This is a genomic window from Streptomyces sp. NPDC098789, assembly GCF_044759975.1.
Lineage (GTDB): Bacteria > Actinomycetota > Actinomycetes > Streptomycetales > Streptomycetaceae > Streptomyces.
Genome location: NZ_JBIWAJ010000001.1, coordinates 702403 through 726435 on the forward strand (window position 1 = coordinate 702403; position 24033 = coordinate 726435).

22 protein-coding genes are annotated in these 24033 nt (G+C 70.9%); 11 read left to right on the forward strand and 11 right to left on the reverse strand.

The genetic code is table 11. The annotated features are described in order from the left end of the window. Window positions 1–76: 76 nt before the first annotated feature. Window positions 77–613, forward strand: a complete 537-nt coding sequence (locus ACIQWR_RS03375) for a GNAT family N-acetyltransferase (protein WP_404004799.1) — start codon at window positions 77–79, stop codon at window positions 611–613. Between the two features lie 27 nt (window positions 614–640). On the opposite strand, the gene ACIQWR_RS03380 is transcribed toward ACIQWR_RS03375, so the two are convergent. Both ACIQWR_RS03380 and ACIQWR_RS03385 read right to left on the reverse strand, forming a co-directional pair. Beyond that, a complete protein-coding gene (locus ACIQWR_RS03380) occupies window positions 641–2665 on the reverse strand; it encodes a phosphocholine-specific phospholipase C (protein WP_404004801.1) in 2025 nt (674 codons plus the stop codon). 117 nt (window positions 2666–2782) lie between these two features. After that, window positions 2783–3796: an NADP-dependent oxidoreductase gene (locus tag ACIQWR_RS03385; RefSeq protein WP_404004803.1), complete on the reverse strand. Its 1014-nt coding sequence runs from the start codon at window positions 3794–3796 to the stop codon at window positions 2783–2785. Between the two features lie 100 nt (window positions 3797–3896). Between ACIQWR_RS03385 and ACIQWR_RS03390 the strand changes: the two genes are divergently transcribed. The 4 genes from ACIQWR_RS03390 to ACIQWR_RS03405 all read left to right on the forward strand — a co-directional run bounded on the left by ACIQWR_RS03390 (window position 3897) and on the right by ACIQWR_RS03405 (window position 7605). Then, window positions 3897–4787 carry a LysR family transcriptional regulator gene (locus ACIQWR_RS03390; protein WP_404004805.1) on the forward strand — a complete coding sequence of 297 codons (891 nt, stop codon included), beginning with the start codon at window positions 3897–3899 and terminating at the stop codon, window positions 4785–4787. Between the two features lie 251 nt (window positions 4788–5038). After that, window positions 5039–5170 carry a hypothetical protein gene (locus tag ACIQWR_RS03395; protein WP_351048405.1) on the forward strand — a complete coding sequence of 44 codons (132 nt, stop codon included), beginning with the start codon at window positions 5039–5041 and terminating at the stop codon, window positions 5168–5170. Between the two features lie 80 nt (window positions 5171–5250). Further along, window positions 5251–6291 (forward strand): 3-isopropylmalate dehydrogenase, encoded by a 1041-nt coding sequence (locus ACIQWR_RS03400; RefSeq protein WP_404004807.1) that lies wholly within the window; start codon window positions 5251–5253, stop codon window positions 6289–6291. A 228-nt stretch (window positions 6292–6519) separates the two neighbouring features. After that, on the forward strand, window positions 6520–7605 hold the full coding sequence (locus ACIQWR_RS03405; RefSeq protein WP_404004809.1) for a branched-chain amino acid aminotransferase: 1086 nt from the start codon (window positions 6520–6522) through the stop codon (window positions 7603–7605). A gap of 81 nt (window positions 7606–7686) precedes the next feature. Here the strand turns inward: ACIQWR_RS03405 and ACIQWR_RS03410 are convergent, their stop codons facing one another. Next, window positions 7687–9123: a cytosine permease gene (locus tag ACIQWR_RS03410; protein ID WP_404004811.1), complete on the reverse strand. Its 1437-nt coding sequence runs from the start codon at window positions 9121–9123 to the stop codon at window positions 7687–7689. A 201-nt stretch (window positions 9124–9324) separates the two neighbouring features. On the opposite strand from ACIQWR_RS03410, the gene ACIQWR_RS03415 reads away from it, so the two are divergent. The 4 genes from ACIQWR_RS03415 to ACIQWR_RS03430 all read left to right on the forward strand — a co-directional run bounded on the left by ACIQWR_RS03415 (window position 9325) and on the right by ACIQWR_RS03430 (window position 14402). Beyond that, window positions 9325–10380, forward strand: coding sequence for an agmatine/peptidylarginine deiminase (locus ACIQWR_RS03415; protein ID WP_404004813.1), 1056 nt, complete (start codon window positions 9325–9327; stop codon window positions 10378–10380). Window positions 10381–10407: 27 nt separating this feature from the next. Continuing rightward, entirely contained in the window at window positions 10408–11052 is a 645-nt protein-coding gene (locus tag ACIQWR_RS03420) for a TetR/AcrR family transcriptional regulator (RefSeq protein ID WP_404004815.1), read from the forward strand. Between the two features lie 295 nt (window positions 11053–11347). Then, window positions 11348–12970, forward strand: a complete 1623-nt coding sequence (gene cimA / locus ACIQWR_RS03425; RefSeq protein ID WP_404004817.1) for a citramalate synthase — start codon at window positions 11348–11350, stop codon at window positions 12968–12970. A gap of 97 nt (window positions 12971–13067) precedes the next feature. Further along, window positions 13068–14402, forward strand: coding sequence for a hypothetical protein (locus tag ACIQWR_RS03430; protein WP_404004819.1), 1335 nt, complete (start codon window positions 13068–13070; stop codon window positions 14400–14402). A gap of 76 nt (window positions 14403–14478) precedes the next feature. Here the strand turns inward: ACIQWR_RS03430 and ACIQWR_RS03435 are convergent, their stop codons facing one another. Beyond that, window positions 14479–15111 (reverse strand): YceI family protein, encoded by a 633-nt coding sequence (locus ACIQWR_RS03435; RefSeq protein WP_404004821.1) that lies wholly within the window; start codon window positions 15109–15111, stop codon window positions 14479–14481. Between the two features lie 277 nt (window positions 15112–15388). Here ACIQWR_RS03435 and ACIQWR_RS03440 point away from each other — a divergent pair, with 277 nt between their 5' ends. Then, entirely contained in the window at window positions 15389–16972 is a 1584-nt protein-coding gene (locus tag ACIQWR_RS03440) for an acyl-CoA carboxylase subunit beta (protein ID WP_404004823.1), read from the forward strand. A 23-nt stretch (window positions 16973–16995) separates the two neighbouring features. Next, window positions 16996–17199: an acyl-CoA carboxylase subunit epsilon gene (locus ACIQWR_RS03445; protein ID WP_404004825.1), complete on the forward strand. Its 204-nt coding sequence runs from the start codon at window positions 16996–16998 to the stop codon at window positions 17197–17199. 113 nt (window positions 17200–17312) lie between these two features. On the opposite strand, the gene ACIQWR_RS03450 is transcribed toward ACIQWR_RS03445, so the two are convergent. The 7 genes from ACIQWR_RS03450 to ACIQWR_RS03480 form a co-directional block, all read right to left on the reverse strand. Further along, complete coding sequence (locus tag ACIQWR_RS03450; RefSeq protein ID WP_351048370.1) at window positions 17313–17900, reverse strand: ATP/GTP-binding protein; 588 nt, start codon at window positions 17898–17900, stop codon at window positions 17313–17315. Beyond that, entirely contained in the window at window positions 17881–18465 is a 585-nt protein-coding gene (locus tag ACIQWR_RS03455; protein WP_404004827.1) for a DUF742 domain-containing protein, read from the reverse strand. The genes ACIQWR_RS03450 and ACIQWR_RS03455 overlap by 20 nt, the downstream gene beginning before the upstream one ends. Window positions 18466–18558: 93 nt before the next feature. Then, entirely contained in the window at window positions 18559–18972 is a 414-nt protein-coding gene (locus ACIQWR_RS03460) for a roadblock/LC7 domain-containing protein (RefSeq protein WP_319722215.1), read from the reverse strand. 10 nt (window positions 18973–18982) lie between these two features. Next, a complete protein-coding gene (locus ACIQWR_RS03465) occupies window positions 18983–22210 on the reverse strand; it encodes a nitrate- and nitrite sensing domain-containing protein (protein ID WP_404004829.1) in 3228 nt (1075 codons plus the stop codon). Window positions 22211–22501: 291 nt separating this feature from the next. Next, window positions 22502–23086 carry an ATP/GTP-binding protein gene (locus ACIQWR_RS03470; RefSeq protein WP_354380050.1) on the reverse strand — a complete coding sequence of 195 codons (585 nt, stop codon included), beginning with the start codon at window positions 23084–23086 and terminating at the stop codon, window positions 22502–22504. Further along, the gene (locus ACIQWR_RS03475; protein WP_330332826.1) at window positions 23067–23462 is read right to left on the reverse strand and encodes a DUF742 domain-containing protein; all 396 of its coding nucleotides are present in this window, start codon (window positions 23460–23462) and stop codon (window positions 23067–23069) included. Before ACIQWR_RS03475 ends, ACIQWR_RS03470 begins: the two co-directional genes overlap by 20 nt. 149 nt (window positions 23463–23611) lie before the next feature. Next, window positions 23612–24025 (reverse strand): roadblock/LC7 domain-containing protein, encoded by a 414-nt coding sequence (locus ACIQWR_RS03480; protein WP_008739864.1) that lies wholly within the window; start codon window positions 24023–24025, stop codon window positions 23612–23614. Window positions 24026–24033 lie beyond the last annotated feature (8 nt).

Below are 24033 nucleotides of genomic sequence, written 5' to 3' on the forward strand. Positions count from 1 at the left end.
TCTGACCAGCACCGCGTCGGCCGAATCCGGCCGGTGCGACCACCTTCGGCGTCCGCAATGCGGGTACGGTCCCCGCATGAGCGTACGCGTCGTGCACACCGCCGGGCTGGGCGAGGGCGGGCTCCGCGAGGTGCGGGACCTGTTGGACGGGGCCTTCGAGGGGGACTTCAGCGACCTCGACTTCGAGCACGCGCTCGGCGGGATGCACGCCCTGGCGTACGAGGGGGAGCGGATCGTCGCGCACGGCAGCGTCGTCATGCGCCGGGTGGTGCACCGGGGCCGGTCCCTGCGCACCGGGTACGTCGAGGCGGTGGCCGTGCGGCCCGACCGGCGCCGCCGGGGGCTGGGCGCGGGGATCGTGGCCGCCCTGGAGCGGGTGATCGCCGGGGCCTACCCGCTCGGCGCGCTCTCGGCCTCGGAGCAGGGCGCCGCCCTGTACGCGGGCCGGGGCTGGAGCGTGTGGGGCGGGGAGATCGGGACCCTGGGGCCCGGCGGGCCCGAGCGGCTCGCCGGGGAGGAGGGGTCGACGTACGTGTGGGTGCCGCCCGGCGGGGTCCGGCTGGACCCCGCCGGGCGGCTCGACTTCGACTGGCGGGACGGGGACGTGCTCTAGGGCCGTGGCCCGCCGTCGGGCCTCGGCTCAGCCGCTGACGCTCGGGGCGCCCGTCTCGATGTGGCCCGTGTAGCGGCGCGACCAGGTGCCGTCGGAGTCCGCCAGGATCGTGAAGTCGTACCAGCCGTTCGCGTAGGCCACCGCGTTCCAGAAGTCCTCGCGGGAGGAGTTCGCGGGCACCGTGTAGGTCCAGGGCCCGTCCGTGCGGTAGGCGTTGGAGCGGACGGTGAAGGTGACGGGCGAGGCGGAGGTGTTGGTCAGCTTGAAGTAGATCGCCGTCTTGCCGCTGCCCGGCTCGGTCGCGAAGCGGGCCGCCACCTCGATCGACCTGCCCGCCTTGGTGGTGTCGCCGATGAACCGGCGCAGGAAGCGGTTCGGGCCGACCATCGAGAGGTCGTACTTGCCGGAGCCGCTGCCGGTCCCGATGTTGAAGTAGTCGCTCGCGACGCCGCCCGCGTCGACCGTGTACTCCCAGGACGCGGTGTCGCGGTACTGGTGCGGGCGGATCTGGAAGTGCGCCGCGCTCGTGGCCTGCGCGCCCTGGTTGGTCATCGAGAACCAGGCGAGTATCTTGCCGGCCGCGCCGAACTCGAAGCGGTCGAGGTTGCCGTTGACCTGGTAGGGGAGGGCGCGCGCGGGGCGGGTCCCGGACTCCTGCACCGGCAGGGCGTTGTCCTGGGGCACCGGGTTGGACAGCGGGCCGCAGGTCGACTGCCCGATCACCTTCGCGGTGGACGGCAGGCCCGCGGGGACCCCGTAGACCGGGTGGGCGAAGTCGAAGACGCCGGTGAGGTCGCCGGTCACCTTGCGACGCCAGGCGCTGATGTTCGGACAGGTGGCCGGGGTGCCGATGGCCGCGGTCCAGGTCTCCATGAATTGGAGCACTGAGGTGTGGTCGAAGACCTCCGAGCTGACCCAACCACCGCGAGTCCAGGGGGACATCACGATCATCGGGACGCGGAATCCCAGGCCGATCGGGGTGCCGTCGATGTACTCGCCGGGGGTGCCGGGCGGGGCGACGGGCGGCGGGACGTGGTCGAAGAAGCCGTCGTTCTCGTCGTAGTTGAGGAAGAGGACGGTCGAGTCGAAGACCTCGGGATCGGCGGCCAGGGCGCGGTAGACCAGGTCCACGAAGTGCGCGCCGTCCCCGGGCGGGGCGTAGGGGTGTTCGGAGAAGGCCTCGTTGGCCACGACCCAGGAGACCTGGGGCAGGGTGCCGGCGACCACGTCCGCGCGGATGGCGGCCGCGATGTCGTCGGGGGTGGAGCCGGTGACCTTGGGGACCGACCCCATGCCCCGGTCCCACAGCGGGTTGCCGGGGGCGGCGTCGGTGAACTTCTTGAAGTACGCCAGGCCGTTGTCGCCGTAGTTGTCCTGGGCGTTCTGGTAGACCTTCCAGCTCATGCCCGCCCGCTGGAGGGCCTCCGCGTAGGTCTCCCAGGTGAGCCCGGACTCGTCGCCGCCGTCCTTGCTGCCCGCCTCGACCTTGCCGCTCCACAGGAAGGTGCGGTTGGGGCCGGTGGCGCTGAGGGTGGAGCAGAAGTAGGCGTCGCAGATCGTGTAGTTGTCGGCGAGGCCGTAGTGGAAGGGGATGTCCCCGCGGTCGAGGTAGCCGAGGGTGCGGGTGTTGCCGACGCCGGTGACGAAGTTGTCCATCCGGCCCTTGTTCCAGGCCGCGTGCTGCGAGGACCAGCTGTGCGGCAGGTCGCCGTTGCACTGGGCGAGGGTCTCGCCGTCGACCCCGCCGACGGCCGGGGTGGAGCTGAGCTTCCACGGGTACTGCCGGCCGCCCCAGTTGTACTGGTTGAACATGCCCCAGCCGCCCGGGATGTTGCCCGCGGCGCGGTCGCCGAAGCCGCGGACGCCCTTCAGCTTGCCGAAGTAGTGGTCGAAGCTGCGGTTCTCCTGCATGAGGATCACCACGTGCTTCACGTCCGTGATCGTGCCGGTCGCGGCGGCCGCGGCGGCCGTAGCCGTCATCGGGGGCAGGGCCGCCCCCGCCACCAGCCCCGCGCCGATACCCACGAATCCCCTGCGGCTGATCGGAGTCACTGGCCACCACTCCCCACTCGGGTGCCCTGTCGGCACGTCAGCCGCAAGAGTGGCGGCGCGGGGTCCAAAGGTCTACAGCCGTGCGGTAAGGGTTCGGTGAACTTCGGGTGGTCGGATTCAGCCACCGATCCTGACCAGCATCTTGCCGAGGTTCTCCCCGCGGAGCATGCCCAGGAAGGCGTCCACCGTGTGCTCGAAGCCCTGGACAACGGTGGTGTCGGTGCCGATCCGGCCACTGCGCAGGTGCGGGACGAGGAAGTCCTCCAGCTCGTCCTGCAGATTGGTGTGATTGCGAACCAATACCCCTTCCAGGCGGAGCGACTTGTGTACGACCTCGAAGAGGTTGCGCGGCGCGGCGGGCGAACGGTCGGCGTTGTACATCGAGATCGCGCCCACCCAGGCGATCCGGCCGTACTCCCGCAGGACGTCGATCGCCCCCGCCAGATGGTCGCCGCCGACGTTGTCCACGTAGACGTCGATGCCGTCCGGGGCGGCCGCCGCCAACTGCTCGCCGACCGGGCCGTCGTGGTAGTCGAAGGCGGCGTCGAAGCCCAGCTCGCCGGTCAGGTGGGAGACCTTGGCCGCCGAGCCCGCGCTGCCGATGATCCGGCGCGCGCCGAGCAGCCGGGCGATGTGGCCGGTGGCGACGCCGACCCCGCCCGCGGCGGCCGAGACGAAGAGGTCCTCGCCCGCGCGCAGCCCCGCCGTGCGGGTCAGGGCCGCGTAGGCGGTCAGTCCGGTGCCGCCCAGGATGCTCAGGTACGCCTCCAGGGGAACGCCCTCGTGGCCGCGCAGCACGCGGGTCCCGTCCACGCCGCGGGTGACGAGCGCGTGCGTGCGCCAGCCCTCCCGGTGGAAGACCAGGTCGCCCTCGTGCAGGCCCGGGTCGCGGGAGGCGATCACCCGGCCCACCGAACGGCCCTCCAGCGGGGTGCCCAGCTCGAAGCCGCCCTCGCCGCCGTCCATCAGTCCGCGGTGGTACGGGTCCACGGAGAGCAGCAGGTTCTCGACCAGGGCGGTGCCCGGGGCGGGGGAGGGGACGGGGGTGGCGGCGACGGTGAAGTCGGCGGCGGTCGGGAAGCCGGTGGGGCGGGCGCTCTGGTGGACGGCGTACGCGGTCTGGGAGGTCATGATCAGGAGGCTAGGAAGGAATCACCGGGTCGGGCAGGGGGTTGCGTTCATGGATGGGAGCCATCCATGAACGACGCTCATGGAACGAGGTGGGAGGCCCGTGGAGCTGTTGCCCCAGGAGCTCCGGGTGTTGGTCGCGGTCGCCGGGGCGGGTGGCTTCTCGGCCGCCGCCCAGAGCCTCGGACTCACCCAGTCCGCCGTCTCCCACTCGGTCCGCGGCAGCGAGGCCAAGCTCGGCGTCGTCCTCTTCGAGCGGGGCCGTACGGGCGCCAGGCCCACGCCCGCCGGGGAGAGCGCCGTCGCCCACGCCCGCCGGATCCTGCGGTTGTACGAGGTGCTGGCCGCCGAGGCGCGCGGCGCCGGGCGCGGCCCCGGGGGCGGCGCCGGGGCCGACCGCATCGAGGGGCCGTTGCGCGTCACCGCCTTCCGCAGCGCCGCCCTGCACCTGCTGCCGCCGGCCCTGGAACGACTGACCGCGCGGCACCCCGGCATCCGCCCCGAGGTGCGCGTGGTGCGCGAGCTGGGGGCCGGCAGTGCGGGCGAGGTGGCCGCGGGCCGCGCCGACCTGGGCATCGCGACGCTGGGCGGGTCCGGCGAGATGCCGCCCGGGCTGCTGACGGGGGTGCTCGTGGAGGAGGCTTACGCCCTGGTCCACCCGGCCGGGCACCCGAACCCGCGCGCACTGCCCCTGCTGGACTGGGACGAGAACTGCGGCTCCTACACCCGTGCGTGGTGGCGGGCCCAGGACTGGATCCCCGGCGCCACGGTCAAGGCGGAGGACGACGCGATGGTGCTGACGATGGTCGGCCGGGGGGCGGGGATGGCGATCATGCCCGAGCTGTCGCTGCGCGAGGCCACGGATGCCGTGGAGATCGTCGATCTCGGCCCGCGCGGGCCCGTGCGGAGGGTGGGATACGTCACCACGCCGGAATCCGCCTCCACTCTGGCCGTCAAGGCGCTGATCAGGGAACTCAGGGCTGAGAAGGGCTGAAGCGGACCGATCGGGAGGGGCCCGGACGGTTCCTTCCGGTGGGTTCGCCGTCTCAGATAGTAGGAAGTCCGAGTAATTGCGGAGACATACAGGGCGCGCTGGCCTAGCTTTGTAGGAGCCGAACGTCTCGCTGATCCAGCGAATGGCGGTCGAGAGCGTGCGCCCCGAGACAGGCAACCCCTGTGGCGCACCGTTCCCCGCCCCTTCCGGCGCCTTGAAGATCCCCCCTCTTCTCAAGGAGTCGAATCACCATGTCCGAGACCTCTGCCGTCCGCCGCGTCCGCCACGGCTCCCGCCCCGCCGACGCCGACCGCAAGAACGCCGCCGCCGCCCTCCAGCGCGCCCTCGACCGCCGTGACAACGGCGGCTCGACCGGGCACTGACCATCTGCTGCTCACGGCATGTTCCGTCCACATGATGGACGGGACATGTCGAGGGCTGGGACTGGGAGTACGGTTCCGACATGGCGACCAGCATCAATCTCGCAGTGATCCCCGGTGACGGAATCGGCCAGGAAGTCGTGGCTCAGGGCCTCAAGGTCCTTGCCGCGGTCCTGCCCCAGGACGTGAAGCTGGAGACCAAGGAATACGACCTCGGCGCCCAGCGCTGGCACCGCACCGGTGAGACCCTCCCGGAGGCGGACCTCGAATCCCTCAAGGGGCACGACGCGATCCTCCTGGGCGCCATCGGCGACCCGTCGGTCCCGTCGGGCGTGCTGGAGCGCGGGCTGCTGCTCAAGCTCCGCTTCGCCTTCGACCACTTCATCAACCTGCGGCCGTCGAAGCTCTTCCCCAACACCGCCACTCCGCTGGCGGGCCGTCCGGACATCGACTTCGTCGTCGTCCGCGAAGGCACCGAGGGCCCGTACACCGGCAACGGCGGCTCGCTGCGCACCGGTACGCCCGCCGAGGTGGCCACCGAGGTCAGCGTCAACACCGCCTACGGTGTGGAGCGCGTGGTGCGTGACGCGTACGAGCGCGCCAACGCCCGCCCCCGCAAGAAGCTGACGCTCGTCCACAAGAACAACGTCCTCGTCTTCGCCGGCCACCTGTGGAAGAACATCTTCGACACGGTCGGCAAGGAGTACCCCGAGGTCACCACCGACTACCTGCACGTCGACGCCGCGACGATCTTCTTCGTCACGCAGCCCGAGCGCTTCGACGTGATCGTCACGGACAACCTCTTCGGTGACATCCTCACCGACCTGGCCGCCGCGGTGACCGGCGGGATCGGCCTGGCCGCCTCCGGGAACATCAACCCGACCGGCGCCTTCCCGTCCATGTTCGAGCCCGTCCACGGTTCGGCCCCGGACATCGCGGGCACCGGCAAGGCCGACCCGACCGCGACGATCCTCTCCGTCGCCCTCCTGCTGCGCCACCTGGGCTACGAGGCCCAGGCCGCCCGCATCGAGGAAGCGGTCTCGGCCGACCTGGCCGAGCGCGACGGCACCTTCCGCAGCACGGACCAGATCGGCGACGCCCTCGTCGCACGAGTAGCCGGCTGACCCGGCAGCTCCACTTCCAGGAAGCCGCCGGGTGGCACACCGCACCCGGCGGCTTTTCCTGCACGGCCCCGGGTGCCACCATCTCCCCTGGGCCGCAACACCCCCGTTTCACCGGAGCCATCGCGCGCGCGATAATCGAACGCGAGGCCGCGGAATGCGGGGAAGCTCGGACGTCCTAGTACGCCGTGAGCGCGGTCCGCCCTACGAACCGGTGAAGGACAAGCACTCATGACGACGCCCACGATCGAGCTGAAGCCCTCCTCGAACCCCCTGTCCGACGCGGAGCGCGAGGCGATCCTGGCCAGCCCCGGCTTCGGCCGCCACTTCACCGATCACATGGTGACGATCAAGTGGACCGAGGGGCGCGGCTGGCACGACGCCGAGCTGGTTCCCTACGCGCCGCTGTCGATGGACCCGGCCAACATGACGCTGCACTACGCGCAGACGATCTTCGAGGGACTCAAGGCCTACCAGCAGCCCGACGGCACCGTCTCCACCTTCCGCCCGCAGGCCAACGCCGAGCGGTTCCAGCGCTCGGCCCGCCGCATGGCGATGCCGGAGCTGCCGACCGAGCTCTTCATCGAGGCGTGCGACGCGCTCATCAAGCAGGACCGCGCCTGGGTGCCGGACTCCGGCGAGGCCTCCCTCTACCTGCGCCCGTTCATGTTCGCGAGCGAGGTCGGCCTCGGCGTCCGCCCGGCGAACGAGTTCCTCTTCATCGTCATCGCCTCCCCGGCAGGCGCCTACTTCCCCGGTGGCGTCAAGCCGGTCTCCGTCTGGCTCTCCGAGGAGTACGTCCGCGCCGTCAAGGGCGGCACCGGCGACGCGAAGACCGGCGGCAACTACGCCGCCTCCCTCGTGGCCCAGGCCCAGGCCGCCTCGCACGGCTGCGACCAGGTGGTCTGGCTCGATGCGATCGAGCACCGCTGGATCGAGGAGATGGGCGGCATGAACCTGTACTTCGTGTACGGCGACCGCATCGTCACCCCGGAGCTGACCGGCTCGCTGCTGCCGGGCATCACCCGCGACTCCCTCCTCACCATCGCCCGCGACCTCGGCTACACCGCCGAAGAGGGCCGGATCACCACCGAGGACTGGAAGCGCGACAACGAGAACGGCACCCTCACCGAGGTGTTCGCCTGCGGCACCGCCGCCGTCATCACCCCGGTCGGCTCGGTCAAGTCCGAGCGCGCCGACTGGACCCAGGGCAACGGCGAGCCCGGTGAGGTCACCCTCAAGCTCCGCAAGGCGCTCCTGGACCTCCAGACCGGCCACGCGGCCGACACGCACGGCTGGATGCACCCGCTGGGCTAGGCACTCCCGCCCCGCCGGTACGACGACGGCCCGCGCCCCCTCCGTCGGGGGGCGCGGGCCGTCGTCGTACCCGGACGGGGCTCAGACGCCGGCCAGCTCCTCGGCGGCGGCGGCGGCCGCGGCGGCCGGGTCCCGGGCCGGTTCGGCGCGGGCGGTCAGCGCCGCGTAGACCAGGCCCCCGGCCAGGCCGGAGAAGATGAAGGAGCAGTCCACCCCGCCGGTCAGCGCGAGCAGCGGGCCCTCGTAGAAGGGGGTGCTCACGGCGAGCAGGCCGACGCCCGCGCCGATGGCCCAGGAAGCGGTGGCGGCCAGGTTCCAGCCGCCGCGGTACCAGTAGATCCCGCCCACCGCACGGCGGTTGAAGACCTGGAGCGCGTCGGCGTCGTACTGCCCCCGGCACCGGAGGAAGCCGATCAGGGTGATCACGGCCCACGGGGTGCCGAGCGCGGTCAGCACCAGGACGAAGGACGTCATCGCGGACTGCACGTTCCACTCGAAGGAGCCGACGAAGACGAAGGCGGTGGCGACGACGGCGGCGATCACGGTGGCCCGGGTGCGGGTGGCCCTGGGCACGATCGCGTCGAGGTCCAGGCCCATGGAGTACAGCATCAGCCCGGCGTTGCCGACCGAGCCGGCCGCGGCGGCGGCGAGCAGCGGGACCAGGTACCAGAAGGGCGACGCGGCCACGAGCGGCCCGGCGTAGTCGTCGGAGCCCGCCCCCGCGGCGAGCGCGGTGTAGGTGCCGAACAGCTGCGGGATCAGCAGCCCGATCAGCAGGCCGAAGCCGGTGGCCCGGAGCACCTTGCGGGGGCTGTGCGCGCGGGGGGAGACGTAGCGCGTGTAGTCGCCGAGCAGGGTGATGAAGGCGACCGGGCCGCTGAGCCCGGCGGCCACGGCGGCGAGCAGCCAGGTCGGCCAGAAGCCGCCCAGGAGGTAGGAGGCCTCCGCCGGGGCGGTGGTGAAGTCGGGGGCGTAGGCGAAGACGCCGATCGCCAGCAGGACCACCATGGCGACGGAGAGCACCTTGCTCATGCGCAGCAGGAGCCGGTAGCCGAAGACGGCCCCCACGACGGTGCAGGCGGCGAGCACGCCGTACATCGCGGCCCGCGAGACGCCGGTGTCCGGCAGTCCGGTGAGCCGGGACAGGGCGCCCACCATCACGTCGCCGCCGATCCACAGCGTCAGGGCGGTGTAGCCGAGCGAGAGCAGCAGGCCCACGACCGAGCCGACGAGCCGCCCGCGGACGCCGAACTGGGCACCGCTGGAGGTGGAGAGGTTGGTCGCGGTCCGCAGCGAGACCAGCGCCAGTGGCGCGGTGACGGCGATTCCGACGACGGTGCCGGTCACGATGGCGGTGACCGACGGCCACAGGCCCAGTCCGAAGGACGGGGGCAGCCAGCCGAAGACGATCACACCGAGGCACAGGTTGGACCCGAGGAGGATCGAGATCAGGTCACGGGGACCGCTCGTTCGCTCCTCCTCCGGAATGGTGTCGACTCCGCGCTGTTCGATGGGCATGGGGGGACTCCCTTGGCAGGGCGGGGGGCGGCAACGCAATGTTTGAGCGCCATTCAATGTGACCTAAGCCCAGGTCTCAGGTCAATGCTTCATTGCAGAGAAATGAAGAGTTAGAGTGATGCTCTAATCCATCGACGCGCACGGTGGTGGATCGACGTGCAGCTGACCCCTACGTCCCGCAGCCCGGAAGGACCTTCCGCCATGACCGCCACGCCCGCCCGGAACGCCACGCCCGCCTCCGCCGGTTTCCGCATGCCCCCCGAGTGGGCCCCGCACGAGCGCACCTGGATGGCCTGGCCCAGCCCCAACCCGACCTTCACCAACGAGCAGGAGCTGGCCGAGGCCCGCCGGGCCTGGGGCGCCGTCGCCCGCGCCGTGCGCGGCTTCGAACCGGTGACCCTGGTCGTCGCGCCCGGCGACGCCGACAGCGCCCGCGCCGTCGTCGGGGAGGACGTCGAGCTGGTGGAGCGCGAGCTGGACGACGCCTGGATGCGGGACATCGGCCCGACCTTCGTCACCAACGACGCGGGCGAGCTGGCGGCCGTGGACTGGACCTTCAACGGCTGGGGCGCCCAGGAGTGGGCCCGCTGGGAGCACGACTCGAAGATCGCCCGGCACGTCTCCGACCTCGCCGGCACCCGGACGTACAGCACCCCGCTCGTCAACGAGGGCGGCGCGATCCACGTCGACGGCGAGGGTACGGTCCTGCTCACCGACACCGTGCAGCTGGGCCGGGGCCGCAACCCCGACTGGACCCGGGAGCAGGTCGAGCAGGAGGTCCACGCGCACCTGGGCACCACCAAGGCGATCTGGCTGCCCTACGGACTCGCCGGTGACTACGGCACCTACGGCACCCAGGGCCACGTGGACATCGTCGCCGCCTTCGCCCGCCCGGGCGTGGTGCTGGTGCACACCCAGCCCGACCCCGCGCACCCCGACCACGAGCGCTGCAAGCTGATCGCGGCCCTGCTGCGCGGCCAGACCGATGCCCGCGGGCGCCGGCTGGAGGTCGTCGAGGTCCCCGCGCCGACCGTGCTGGAGGAGGACGGCGAGTGGGTGGACTACTCCTACATCAACCACTACCTGTGCAACGGCGGCGTGGTGCTGTGCTCCTTCGACGACCCGCGCGACGAGGAGGCCGCCGAGATCTTCCGCGCACTGTTCCCCGAGCGGACCGTGCAGCTGGTTGACGCGCGTACGATTTTCGCCGGGGGTGGCGGTATCCACTGCATCACCCAGCAGCAGCCGAAGGCATGACCCGCGGCGGACGGTGAGGAGTGGCCCATGGCGGCCCCAGGAGTACGCGCGCGCAAGAACGCGCCGCCGCGCGAGGACGTGCTCGTCGCCGCCATGGCCATGATCGCCGAGTGCGGTCTGGAGGGCCTGACCATGGCCGGTCTGGGCCGCCAGGTCGGCATGAGCAGCGGCCACCTCCTCTACTACTTCCGCAGCAAGGACGAACTCCTGCTGCAGACCCTGGAGTGGAGCGAGTCCGCCCTCGGTGACACGCGGCGTGGCCTGCTCTCGCGCCGCGGCCCGGCCCGCGAGCGGCTCCAGGCGTACGTCGACCTGTACGTGCCCGACGGCGCCCGCGACCCGCACTGGACCCTGTGGATGGAGGTCTGGAACCGTTCGCAGAACGCCGGACCCGAGGAACGCGACCGCCAGGCCGCCGTCGAGGGCGCCTGGCACCGCGACCTGGTGGCGCTGCTCGCCGAGGGCATCTCGCGCGGGGAGTTCCGCCCGGTGGACGCCGACCGCTTCGGGGCCCGGCTGCGGGCGCTGCTGGACGGGTTCAGCATCCAACTGGCCGTGGGCCTGCCCGGGATCGGGCGCGAGGACATCCTGACGCACGTCGGGGAGTTCCTCGACGAGGCGCTCGTCGCCGCCCCCCACCGACCCGCGGACACCCGTTCGACCGGATCGTGAGACGGCCCGCTCGCGGGGCGGACCGTGTGGCAGACTGCGGACGTGCTTGCTCAGCCCATGATTATCGGCAGCAGCGCGCCGGTCCGCAGTGACCGCTGACACCGTGGAAGAACTTCGCGGCAGCGGCATCGTGCCTCAGACCCGCGCGCAGACCTCTCGCACCCGCGAGGGGTTTTTTCGTTTCCCGGCCCCATTCCTGCCGGGAGCGGACCGCGCGCGATGATGGGGGCAAGCGACGGCGGCCTTCCCTCGGGCGGGCATCCGGAGCCACTCATCCGACAGGAGTCAGATCAGCATGACGACGACAGAGGCGACAGCGGCGAGCGCGGTCCTCGACGACGGCTTCCACGTCTTCGACACCACCCTGCGCGACGGCGCGCAGCGCGAGGGCATCAACCTCACCGTCGCGGACAAGCTGACGATCGCCCGGCACCTGGACGACTTCGGCGTGGGCTTCATCGAAGGCGGCTGGCCCGGCGCCAACCCGCGCGACACCGAGTTCTTCGCCCGCGCCCGCAGTGAGATCGACTTCAAGCACGCCCAGCTGGTCGCCTTCGGCGCGACCCGGCGCGCGGGCGGCTCGGCCGCCGAGGACCCGCAGGTCCGCGCCCTGCTGGAGTCGGGCGCCCCGGTCATCACCCTGGTGGCCAAGTCGCACGACCGGCACGTCGAGCTCGCCCTGCGCACCACCTTGGACGAGAACCTCGCCATGGTCCGCGACACCGTCTCCTACCTGCGCGAGCAGGGCCGGCGGGTATTCGTCGACTGCGAGCACTTCTTCGACGGATACCGCGCGAACGCCGCCTACGCCAAAGCGGTCGTGCGCGCCGCCCACGAGGCCGGTGCGGACGTGGTCATCCTCTGCGACACCAACGGCGGCATGCTGCCCGCCCAGGTGAGCGCCGTCGTCGCCACCGTCCTCGCCGACACCGGCGCGCGCCTGGGCATCCACGCCCAGGACGACACGGGCTGCGCGGTCGCCAACACGCTGGCCGCCGTCGACGCGGGCGCCACCCACGTGCAGTGCACGGCCAACGGCTACGGCGAGCGGGTCGGCAACGCCAACCTCTTCCCGGTGGTGGCCGCGCTGGAGATCAAGTACGGCCGCACCGTGCTCCCCGAGGGCGCGCTGGCCGAGATGACCCGGATCTCGCACGCCATCGCCGAGGTCGTCAACCTCACGCCCTCCACCCACCAGCCCTACGTCGGCGTCTCGGCCTTCGCGCACAAGGCGGGCCTGCACGCCTCGGCGATCAAGGTGGACCCGGACCTCTACCAGCACATCGACCCCGAGCGGGTCGGCAACACCATGCGGATGCTGGTCTCCGACATGGCCGGGCGCGCCTCGATCGAGCTCAAGGGCAAGGAGCTGGGCGTCGACCTCGGCGGGGACCGCGCGCTGATCTCGCGGGTGGTCGAGCGGGTCAAGGAGCGCGAGCTGGCCGGCTACACCTTCGAGGCCGCCGACGCCTCCTTCGAGCTGCTGTTGCGGGCCGAGGTCGAGGGCCGCGCGCGCAAGTACTTCCGTACGGAGTCCTGGCGCGCGATCGTCGAGGACCGCCCCGACGGCACGCACGCCAACGAGGCCACGGTGAAGCTGTGGGCCAAGGGCGAGCGGATCGTCGCCACCGCGGAGGGCAACGGCCCGGTCAACGCCCTCGACCGGGCCCTGCGGGGGGCGCTGGAGCGCTTCTACCCGCAGCTCGCCAAGTTCGAGCTGATCGACTACAAGGTCCGCATCCTGGAGGGCAAGCACGGCACGGACTCCACGACCCGGGTGCTGATCGCCACCACCGACGGCCACCGCGAGTGGTCCACGGTGGGCGTGGGCACGAACGTGATCGCGGCGTCCTGGCAGGCACTGGAGGACGCCTTCACCTACGGCCTGCTGCACGCGGGCGTGGAGCCCGCGGAGTAGGTCCGGCGGACGGCCGACCGGGGGTCCGTGGACGGACCCCCGGGGGGCTTATGTCCCACTCACACAGGAAACGACCGGTTCCGGTACCGTCGTGACCATGAGGACCAGGCTGATATCCGTACTCTCCGGCCTGCTGCTGGCCCTGTCCGCGACCGCCCTCGTGGCCGCGCCACAGGCGGCCGCGGCCACCGGACCCGCAGCCGTGGCGGAGGCCCTCAAGAAGGGCCCGGTCTACGTCGACCCCCGCGCCGAGGCGCAGCTCCCCAAGGACCGGGCGGACGCCCTGGCGAAGAAGATCAAGGACGCCGGCAAGCCCGTGTTCGTCGCGGTGCTGCCCGCCACCGCCGAGTTCCCCGCCGCCAGCGTGCTGCGCACGATCCGCACCGAGACCGGCATCACGGGGCTCTACGCGATCCGGCTCGGCGACGGCTTCAACGCCGCGGCCGACCGCACGGTCCTGCCGGCCAACTCGGTCCGCAACCTCACCGACGCCGTCAAGGCGGGCGGTCCCGTCGACGCGGCCACCCAGCTCGACAACTTCGTCGACCAGGCCCTGTCCCAGACCAAGGGCCGCGCCCCGGCCTCCTGGGGCGGCGGCTCGGACGACGGCGGCGGCTCCGGAGCGCTGATCGGCCTGGGCGCGGTGGCCCTCGTGGGCGGCGGTGGCGCGTACGCACTGGTGCGCCGCAGCCGCAAGAAGAAGGAAGAGGCGGAGCGCGAGGCCATCCGCAAGCTCTCCGTGGTCGTCGACGAGGACATCACGGCCTTCGGCGAGGAGCTGGACCGGCTGGACTTCCACCCCGGTGAGCCCGGGGCCGACGACGCGATGCGCAAGGACTACGAGCAGGGGCTCGACTCGTACGAGAAGGCCAAGCAGATCATGGCCTCGGTGCAGCACCCCGAAGAGGTGCAGGGCGTGACCCAGGCGCTGGAGGACGGCCGGTACGCACTGGCCTCGCTGGACGCGCGCCGGCAGGGCAGGCCCGTGCCCGAGCGTCGGGCGCCCTGTTTCTTCGACCCGCGCCACGGACCCAGCACCGCGGACGCCGACTGGGCCCCGGCGGGCGGGGCGCCCCGGACCGTCCCGGTCTGCGCGGCGGACGCCGTCCGGCTGCGCGACGGCCAGGACCCGGCGGTCCGTACGGTCGACACGGAGCACGGCCCGCGCCCGTACTACGACGCCGGCCCGGCGTACGGTCCCTGGGCCGGCGGATACTTCGGCGGCGGCATGCTGCCCGGGCTGCTCATGGGCACGATGCTCGGCTCGATGATGATGTCGGGTCCCGCCTACGCCTCCGACATGGGCGGCGGCGGTTTCGACGGCGGGGACGTCTCCGGCGCCGACTTCAACCCCTCCGACTTCGGCGGGGGCGACTTCGGTGGGGGCGGCGGTTTCGACGGGGGCGGCGGCTTCGGCGGCGGGGACTTCTAGGAGGTCCTGGTGGGCGGGGGGCCGGGCCGATCGGCCCGCCCCCGCCCCCACCCCTCGCGCGCGGCCGCCCGCGGCATCAGCCCTGCTTGATCGCGGAGATGTCGAAGGTCAGCTTCACCTTGTCGCTCACCATCACGCCACCGGCCTCCAGGGCGGCGTTCCAGGTCAGGCCCCAGTCGGAGCGCAGGATCTCGGCGGACCCCTCGAAGCCCACGCGCTCGTTGCCGTAGACGTCCTTGGCGGATCCGCCGAACTCCAGGTCGATGGAGAGCGGCCGGGTGACGTCCTTGATCGTCAGCTCGCCGGTGATGCGGTAGGTGTCGCCGGACAGCGGGGCCGCCGCGGTGGAGCGGAAGGTCATCAGGGGGAAGGCCTCGGCGTCGAAGAAGTCTCCGGAGCGCAGGTGGCCGTCGCGGTCGGCGATCCCGGTGTCGACGGAGGCGATCCGCACGTCGATGGAGGCCGTGGAGCGCGCGGGGTCGGCGCCGTCCAGGTGCAGGGTGCCCTCGTGGTCGGCGAAGGTGCCGCGGACGTTGGTCACCATGGCGTGGCGGACGGTGAAGCCGATGCGGCTGTGGGCGGCGTCGATGACGTAGTCACCGGTGAGCGCGGCCAGTGCCGGGTCCACGTCCAGCGTGGCGACCGCGGTGGATCCGGTCGACGTACCGGCGGGGGCGGTGTTCTGGCTGCGGCGGGTGAAGATTCCCATGACTCACTCCTCGGTTCTGGCGCCCGGTGGGAGCGCTTCTCGTTGAGGCTTGTTGTTTAAGCTTCAACGAGATTGACGTTAGGCCCATTCCGTTCAAATTTCAACATCTCTGCGTCGTGTCGCGCTCCTTTGTAGGGACACCACAAAGGACGAAGGTCCCAACTGGTGGAGTCCTCGCATGACGCACGCCATCTGTCCGGGCCGGACAGCGGATCGGGCCGGAGACTGTGCGGAACCAACGGAGGGTTTTCGGCGGTCCGCTTCGTAAGGTCGGTACATGACCGTTGTGGACCAGACTTCGAGCGAGCCCACGGACGCACGTGGCCGGGTGGCCGAGCTGCACGACCTGCGGGAGCAGGCGCGGCGCGGACCCAGCGACCGTGCGACCGAGGCGCAGCATGCCAAGGGCAAGCTGACGGCGCGGGAGCGGATCGCGCTCCTGCTCGACGAAGGGTCCTTCAAGGAGGTCGAGCAGCTGCGTCGCCACCGTGCGACGGGCTTCGGCCTGGAGTCGAAGAAGCCCTACACCGACGGTGTGATCACGGGCTGGGGCACGGTCGAGGGCCGGACGGTCTTCGTCTACGCCCATGACTTCCGCATCTTCGGCGGCGCGCTGGGCGAGGCCCACGCGACGAAGATCCACAAGATCATGGACATGGCGATCGCGGCGGGTGCTCCGCTGGTCTCGCTGAACGACGGCGCGGGGGCCCGTATCCAGGAGGGCGTCTCGGCGCTCGCCGGCTACGGCGGCATCTTCCAGCGCAACACCAGGGCCTCCGGCGTGATCCCGCAGATCTCGGTGATGCTGGGCCCGTGCGCGGGCGGCGCGGCGTACTCGCCGGCGCTGACCGACTTCGTCTTCATGGTCCGCGACACCTCGCAGATGTTCATCACCGGCCCGGACGTGGTCCGCGCGGTGACCGGCGAGGAGATCTCGCAGAACGGTCTGGGCGGCGCCGACGTGCACGCGGAGACCTCGGGCGTCGCGCACTTCGCGTACGACGACGAGGAGACCTGCATCGCCGAGGTCCGCTACCTGATCTCGATGCTGCCCTCGAACAACCGGGAGAACCCGCCGGTCCACGAGAGCACGGACCCGGCCGACCGCCGCTCCGACGTGCTGCTGGACCTGGTGCCGGCGGACGGCAACCGTCCGTACGACATGCTCAAGGTCATCGAGGAGCTCGTCGACGAAGGCGACGTCCTGGAGATCCACGAGCGCTGGGCCCGCAACATCATCTGCGCGCTGGCGCGGATGGACGGCCAGGTCGTCGGCATCGTCGCCAACCAGCCCGGTCACCTCGCCGGCGTGCTGGACATCCACGCGTCGGAGAAGGCCGCACGGTTCGTGCAGCTGTGCGACGCCTTCAACATCCCGATCATCACGCTGCTGGACGTGCCCGGCTTCCTGCCGGGCGTGGACCAGGAGCACGGCGGGATCATCCGGCACGGTGCGAAGCTGCTGTACGCGTACTGCAACGCGACGGTGCCGCGGATCTCGCTCATCCTGCGCAAGGCGTACGGCGGCGCCTACATCGTCATGGACTCGCAGTCCATCGGCGCCGACATCACGTACGCGTGGCCGACCAACGAGATCGCCGTGATGGGCGCCGAGGGCGCCGCCAACGTGATCTTCCGCAAGCAGATCGCGGACGCCGAGGACCCCGAGGCGATGCGCGCGCGGATGGTCAAGGAGTACAAGTCCGAGCTGATGCACCCGTACTACGCGGCCGAACGCGGTCTCGTCGACGACGTCATCGACCCCGCCGAGACCCGCGAGACCCTCGTGGCCGCGCTCTCGATGCTCCGCAACAAGCACGCCGACCTGCCGTCGCGCAAGCACGGCAACCCGCCGCAGTAAGAAGTGAAGGAGACCTGCCACCCATGAGCATCAGCACCGGCACCCTGCTGCGCGTCGAAAAGGGCCACGCCGAGCCCGAGGAGCTGGCCGCGATCACCGCGATCCTGCTCGCCCGCGCCGCCGCCACCTCCGAGGCCGGCCCGGTCCGCACCACCGGCTCCACCGCCGGATGGCGCCGCCTGGAGCGCACCCCGGGCTTCCGCGCCCCGCACAGCTGGCAGGGCTAGGCACGCGCCCCGGCGGGCCGCGCACCCCGCGGCCCGCACCGCGCACCTCGCACCACACGAAAGGCCCCCCGCACTCTTCCGAGTGCGGGGGGCCTTTCGCTGTCCTGCGGTGGCTACCGCAGGCGGGCCATCAGCGCGTGCTCGACGAGAGTGATCAGGGCACTCTTGGCGTCGCCGCGGTGGCGGGCGTCGGTGGTGATGATCGGTGCGTCGGGTCCGATCTGCAGGGCCTCGCGGACCTCTTCGGGGGTGTACGGCTGGTGCCCGTCGAAACCGTTCAGGGCGATCACGAAGGGGAGGCCGCTGTTCTCGAAGTAGTCGACGGCGGGGAAGCAGTCGGCGAGACGGCGGGTGTCCACGAGGACGACGGCGCCGATGGCGCCGCGCACGAGGTCGTCCCACATGAACCAGAAGCGGTCCTGCCCGGGGGTGCCGAAGAGGTACAGGATCAGGTCCTGGTCCAGGGTGATGCGGCCGAAGTCCATGGCGACCGTGGTGGTCGTCTTGTCCCCGGTGTGGGTGAGATCGTCGATCCCCGCGGAAGCGGACGTCATCACGGCTTCGGTGCGCAGCGGGTTGATCTCGGAGACGGCGCCCACGAACGTGGTCTTGCCCACGCCGAAGCCACCCGCCACCACGATCTTCGCGGAAGTGGTGGAGCGAGTCGCTCCGCCACCGCCGCTAGAGCTTGCGAAGTCCACTGAGCACCCTTTCGAGCAGTGTCACGTCTGGCTGACCGCCGGCGGATTCGTCCCCGCCGGGCTGATGGATGGCGACAAGGCCCGCCTCCGCCAGGTCGGCGACGAGGATTCGGGCGACGCCGAGGGGAATGGAGAGCAGGGCCGAGATCTCGGCGACCGACTTGATCTCGATGCAGAGTCGGCAGATGCGCTGGTGCTCGGGCAACTGCCCTTGCAGGCGCGAGGGGTCGGCCGTGGTGCTGACCAGTGCCTCGATGGCGAGCTGGTAGCGGGGCCGGGTCCGGCCGCCGGTCATGGCGTACGGACGCACCAGCGGGTTGTGCGCCTTGGGGGCCGGCGGCTGCGAAGGCCGCTGCGGCTGCTGGTGCTGCTGGTGCTGCGGGGGCGTGTACGGCTGCTGCCGCTGCGGAGCCTGCGAGGGCTGTCCGTAGGGCTGCTGGGGGTAGGGCTGGTGCTCCGGCACGGGCCGGCTGGGAGTGGAAGGGAAGTTGAAGCGGTTCTGGTCGTGCCCACCCTGCGGCTGCTGCGCGCCGCCATAAGGATGTCCTCCGTGGGGTGTTGTCACGTTTCCTCCTCCGACTCCAAGAACGCAGTACTCCCTGTGGAACCGCGCCACCGCACCCTATGGTGCGATGGCGCGAAACGCACTGCCTGTCTGCTAGTTGAGAAGACTGCCCTGCAGCTCCGCACGCAGGTCCGGAGTGAGGACGCTGCCCGCGCGATCCACGAGCAGGGCCATCTCGTAGCCCACCAGACCGATGTCGCACTCGGGGTGCGCGAGCACCGCGAGGGAGGATCCGTCGGACACCGACATGAGGAAGAGGAACCCGCGGTCCATCTCCACCACCGTCTGGTTGACGGCGCCGCCTTCGAAGATGCGCGAGGCACCCGCGGTCAGCGAGGTCAGTCCGGAGGCCACGGCCGCCAGCTGGTCGGCGCGGTCCCGCGGGAAGCCTTCCGACATGGCCAGAAGCAGGCCGTCGGCGGAGACCACCACCGTGTGGGACACCCCGGGGGTGTTGTCCACGAAGTTCGTGATCAACCAGTTCAGGTTCTGTGCCGCCTGGCTCATCGGGCTCACACTAACGCTCCTGGTCATAGCTGTTACTTGACTGCTCCGAACCCGCGGTGCGTCCCTGTTGGACGCCGCGGCGCAGGTTGCTCAACCTGCCGCGGACGTCCTCCGGTGCGCGGGAGACCTGTGGGCCGCCCTGCGGAGTCGATTCCGCCGCGCCCTCGACCAGGTTGGCCTTGGGCACCCGCCGAGGGAGACCGGACGGGGTGACCCCGCCCGCCTTCGGCTCACGGAGCTTTCCGGCCTGCTGCCAACGCTCGTCATTGCGCGAGCGCCAGGAGTCGGGGCCGGGTGCTTCCTCCGGGGCCGTCTCCGTTTCGGCGGCCTGCTGCTGTCGCTGCTGCCGCCCCTCGAAGAGGGATCCGGTGGACTCCGTTTCCTTCTGTGCCGGCTGCCACTGCTGCTGGCTGCCGCGACGCGGCAGGCCTGCTCCGGTCAGTGTGTGACCGGTGTCGGCAGCGGTGTCCGGACGGTCGAAGCCTACGCGCTCCGGGGCGGGTTCGGCACCGGCCGGTGATTCCGATTCGGTCCCGTAATCCTGCTGGTAGGCGGCCGGATAGGTGTTCTGTTCCGGCCACTCCGCCTGGTGGGACTGGGCATCGTAGCCACCCGCGTAGGGCTGTTCGCCCTGCTGGTTGTCCTGGTACCCGTCTTCCGGATAGGCGTAACCGTCCTGCTGGTACGGCGCGTAGCCGGCCTGCTGGGGGTAGCCGTCGGGGGTGCCCTGGGCGTCGTAGGCGGCAGGCTCGTAGCTCTGCTCGGGCTGCTGCTCGTACCCCTGGTACTGCTGGTAGCCGTGTTCCGGCTGGGGTTCCGCATACGCCTGCTGCGAGGGCTGCGCCTGCTGTTGCTCCTGCGGGAAGCCGACCTGGGCCTCCAGCGCGGCCCGGCGCTCGTCGCGTCCCAGTGAGCGGTTGACCGAGTCCAGCTCGCGCGGGGCGCCGTCCGGGCCGCCCTCGGGGGCCGGTCGGCGGTCGTACTGCGAGTCGTCGAAGCCGAGCTCGGCGGCCGTGCGCAGCGGTGCGCTCTGCTGGAGCTGGTGCTGCTCCGGGATCATCTGCGAGACGGTGAAGTCGTCGTCGGGTATGCCCTCGCCACCACCACCATGGGTGATCGCGTCCGGGAGCATGACCAGCGAGGTCGTACCGGCCTGCTCGCCCGAGGGGCGCAGCTGTACCCGGATGCCGTGCCGGTCCGACAGCCGCCCGACCACGAACAGACCCATGCGCTGCGAGATCGCGGCGTCCACGGTCGGCGGGTTGGCCAGCTTGTGGTTGATGTCCGCGAAGTCCTCGGCGGTGAGGCCGATGCCCTTGTCGTGGATCTCGACCATGACGCGGCCGTCGGGCAGGCGGGTCGCGTTGACGCGGACCTTCGTCTGCGGGGAGGAGAAGGTGGTGGCGTTCTCCAGCAGCTCGGCGAGCAGGTGCACGAGGTCGGTCACGGCCTGGCCGTGGATCTCGGCCTCGGAGACGCCCGACAGCTCGATGCGCTCGTACTGCTCCACCTCGGAGGAGGCGGCGCGCAGGACGTCGACCAGCGGGACCGGCTGGTCCCAGCGGCGGCCCGGTTCCTCACCCGCGAGGATGAGGAGGTTCTCGCCGTTGCGGCGCATACGGGTGGCCAGGTGGTCCAGTCGGAAGAGGTTCTCCAGCTGGTCCGGGTCGGCCTCGTTGTTCTCCAGGTCGGTGATGAGGGTCAGCTGGCCCTCGATCAGCGACTGGTTGCGCATGGAGAGGTTCGTGAAGATCGCGTTGACGTTGCCCCGCAGCAGGGCCTGCTCGGCGGCGAGCCGGACGGCTTCGCGGTGGACCTGGTCGAAGGCGCGGGCGACCTCGCCGATCTCGTCCTGGGAGTCGATCGGGATCGGCACGACGCGGGTGTCGACCTTGCCGGGGTCGGTGCGCGAGAGCTGGTCGACGAGCATCGGCAGGCGCTGCTCGGCGACGTCGAAGGCCGCGCTGCGCAGGCGGCGCATGGAGCGGCCCATCTGGCGGGCCATCATGCCGGCCAGGATGAAGGCGGCCAGCAGGGCCACGACGACGATGGCGCCGTTGGTGATGGCGGCGTTGCGGGCGTCGTCGGAGATGACGATGGTGTCGCTGACGGCCTTGTCGAGCAGGTCCTTCTCGACCTCGGCGTAGCCGTCGAACTTGGCGGTGGAGGCGGCCTGCCAGGCCAGCGGGGTGGTACCGCCCGCGGCGAGCTTGGTGTTCTTGTCGCCGCCGGCTATCGCCTCGGTCATGCCCGTCAGGGCGGAGCCGTTGACGAGCGGCGGGGCCTTGAAGGGCGTCCCGGACTGCTGGGCCTGGTTCTGGGCCTCGGCGAGCTTGTTGGCGCCCGCGGTGGCCCGCTTGCCCATGACCGCCTTGAGCTTGTCCGTGTCCTCCTCGGTACCGGCGGAGACGTACTCGCCGATCGCGATGTCCTCGAGGTAGGCGTAGGAGGAGAAGGCGACCAGCTGGGCCTTGCGGATCTCCTCGCTCTCGTTCGGGCGGACCAGGAGGTGGGTGCCGACCGAGCGCTGGAGCGAGTTCGCGGCCTTGGCCAGCTCGATCGCGTAGACCATGCGGCCGTAGCTCGTGATGTTTCCGGTGCCCAGACCCAGTTCGTTGGAGAACGACATGAGGTTGTGCTGCACCAGGACGTAGCCCTCTTCGGTCGGGATGGGCCCGGCCGACTTGGGGAGGTCCTTCTTCGCGGTCTCCGGAGCGGAGTACGCGGTCTTGCGGATGGCGTCGAGCTTGGGCTCTTCCTCCTGGATGAGCTGGAGGCGGCGTTCGAGGCTCTGCTTCTTCGGCATGCCCTTGACGGCCTCGGCGAACTTCGCCTTGGCCGTGTCGGTCGCCGCGTACGCCTTGGTGACCACGTCGCTGCCGCGGTCCCCCTTGAGGAGGGGCTCGGCGGTGAGGTCGCGCTCGTTCAGCAGCGCTTGGCCGTATTCGGCCGCTGCCTGGACGATGCGGGCCGTCTTCTCGGCGTCCTTGGCCTCGTTCCAGGTGTCGACCGAACCCTTCACCTGGAAGCCGCCCATGACCAGGCCGACGAGGACCGGGACGAGCAGGATGGCGTTCAGCTTGGTCGGCACGCGCCAGTTGCGGGGCGCGAACCTGCTGGTGCTGCCACCGCCGACGGGCGCGTCAACGGGCACGTCGAAGGACGCCCCCGCGCGCGGCGGCGGGGTGAAGTTGCCGCGCGCGGGTTCCTCCGCGGGGCTCGAATTGCTTCGCCTCACTCGACCAACAACCTCTCGGCGGTGCTACTAGCTAGTTCATTGATTCCAGCACGGTTAACGGCCGTGTTCCAAACAGTTGAATCCGGCCATACCTAGGGCCTTATGCCCCGCATAAACCGGACATAAAGAGCAACCGACGGGAAAAATGGGGGCAGTTGTGAGCGGAGCGGAACCAACCGAACGCAGCGCGTGTCCGGAGGGGGGCAATTCTCTGTCGAAACGTTATGAAAAGAAAGGGCGGGCCGTGTCGCATGACACAGCCCGCCCTCAAACCGCACAGCGGCGCGCGTGTTACTTCAGGCGCGCCATCAGCGCGTGCTCGACCAGCGTGATCAGCGCGCTCTTGGCGTCCGCGCGGTGGCGGGCGTCGGTGGTGATGATCGGTGCGTCGGGTCCGATCTGCAGGGCCTCGCGGACCTCTTCGGGGGTGTAGGGCTGGTGCCCCTCGAAGCCGTTGAGCGCCACGACGAAGGGGAGGCCGCTGTTCTCGAAGTAGTCGACGGCGGGGAAGCAGTCGGCGAGACGGCGGGTGTCCACGAGCACGATCGCGCCGATGGCGCCGCGCACGAGGTCGTCCCACATGAACCAGAAGCGGTCCTGCCCGGGGGTGCCGAAGAGGTACAGGATCAGGTCCTGGTCCAGGGTGATGCGGCCGAAGTCCATGGCGACCGTGGTGGTCGTCTTGTCCCCGGTGTGGGTCAGGTCGTCGATGCCCGCGCTCGCGCTGGTCATCACGGCCTCGGTGCGCAGCGGATTGATCTCGGAGACGGCGCCCACGAACGTGGTCTTGCCCACGCCGAAGCCCCCCGCCACCACGATCTTCGCGGAGGTGGTGGAGCGGGTCGCTCCGCCACCGCTAGAGCTTGCGAAGTCCACTGAGCACCCTTTCGAGCAGCGTTACATCCGGCGTTCCGCCGGCCTCTCCATTGCCCGGCTGGTGGATGGCCACCATGCCGGCCTCCGCCAGGTCGGCGACGAGGATCCGGGCGACGCCGAGCGGCATCGACAGCAGTGCGGACACCTCCGCGACCGACTTGACCTCGCGGCACAGCGTGCAGATGCGCTGGTGCTCGGGAAGCAGGCCCGACAGGTGCATCGGATCGGCGGTGGTGCTGACCAGTGCCTCGATGGCGAGCTGGTAGCGGGGCCGGGTCCGGCCGCCGGTCATCGCGTAAGGGCGGACCAGCGGCTGGTCGCCTTCCGAGTACGACGGATCGCCGTAGTGATCGGAATAGGCGGGGGGCGGGGTCATGGATCCTCCGGGCTGGACAGCAGTGGTCAACGTGCCGTCCGACGGGGCCGGTGGGGGGACGGGATGACGGCCAAACGGCGGTACTGGTTTCCGGGGCGGGGGCCCCGGTCCCCCGGCCGGCAGTACCCGCCGGCCGGGAGATCTGGACGTCAGATGAGGAGGCTGCCCTGCAGCTCCGCGCGCAGGTCCGGGGTGAGGACGCTGCCCGCACGGTCCACGAGCAGGGCCATCTCGTAGCCCACGAGGCCGATGTCGCACTCGGGGTGCGCGAGCACGGCCAGCGAGGACCCGTCGGACACGGACATGAGGAAGAGGAATCCCCGGTCCATCTCCACCACGGTCTGGTTGACGGCGCCGCCCTCGAAGATGCGGGAGGCGCCCGCGGTCAGCGAGGTCAGCCCGGAGGCCACCGCGGCGAGCTGGTCGGCGCGGTCCCGGGGGAAGCCCTCGGACATGGCCAGAAGGAGGCCGTCGGCGGAGACCACCACGGTGTGGGACACCCCGGGGGTGTTGTCCACGAAGTTCGTGATCAACCAGTTCAGGTTCTGTGCCGCCTGGCTCATCGAACTCA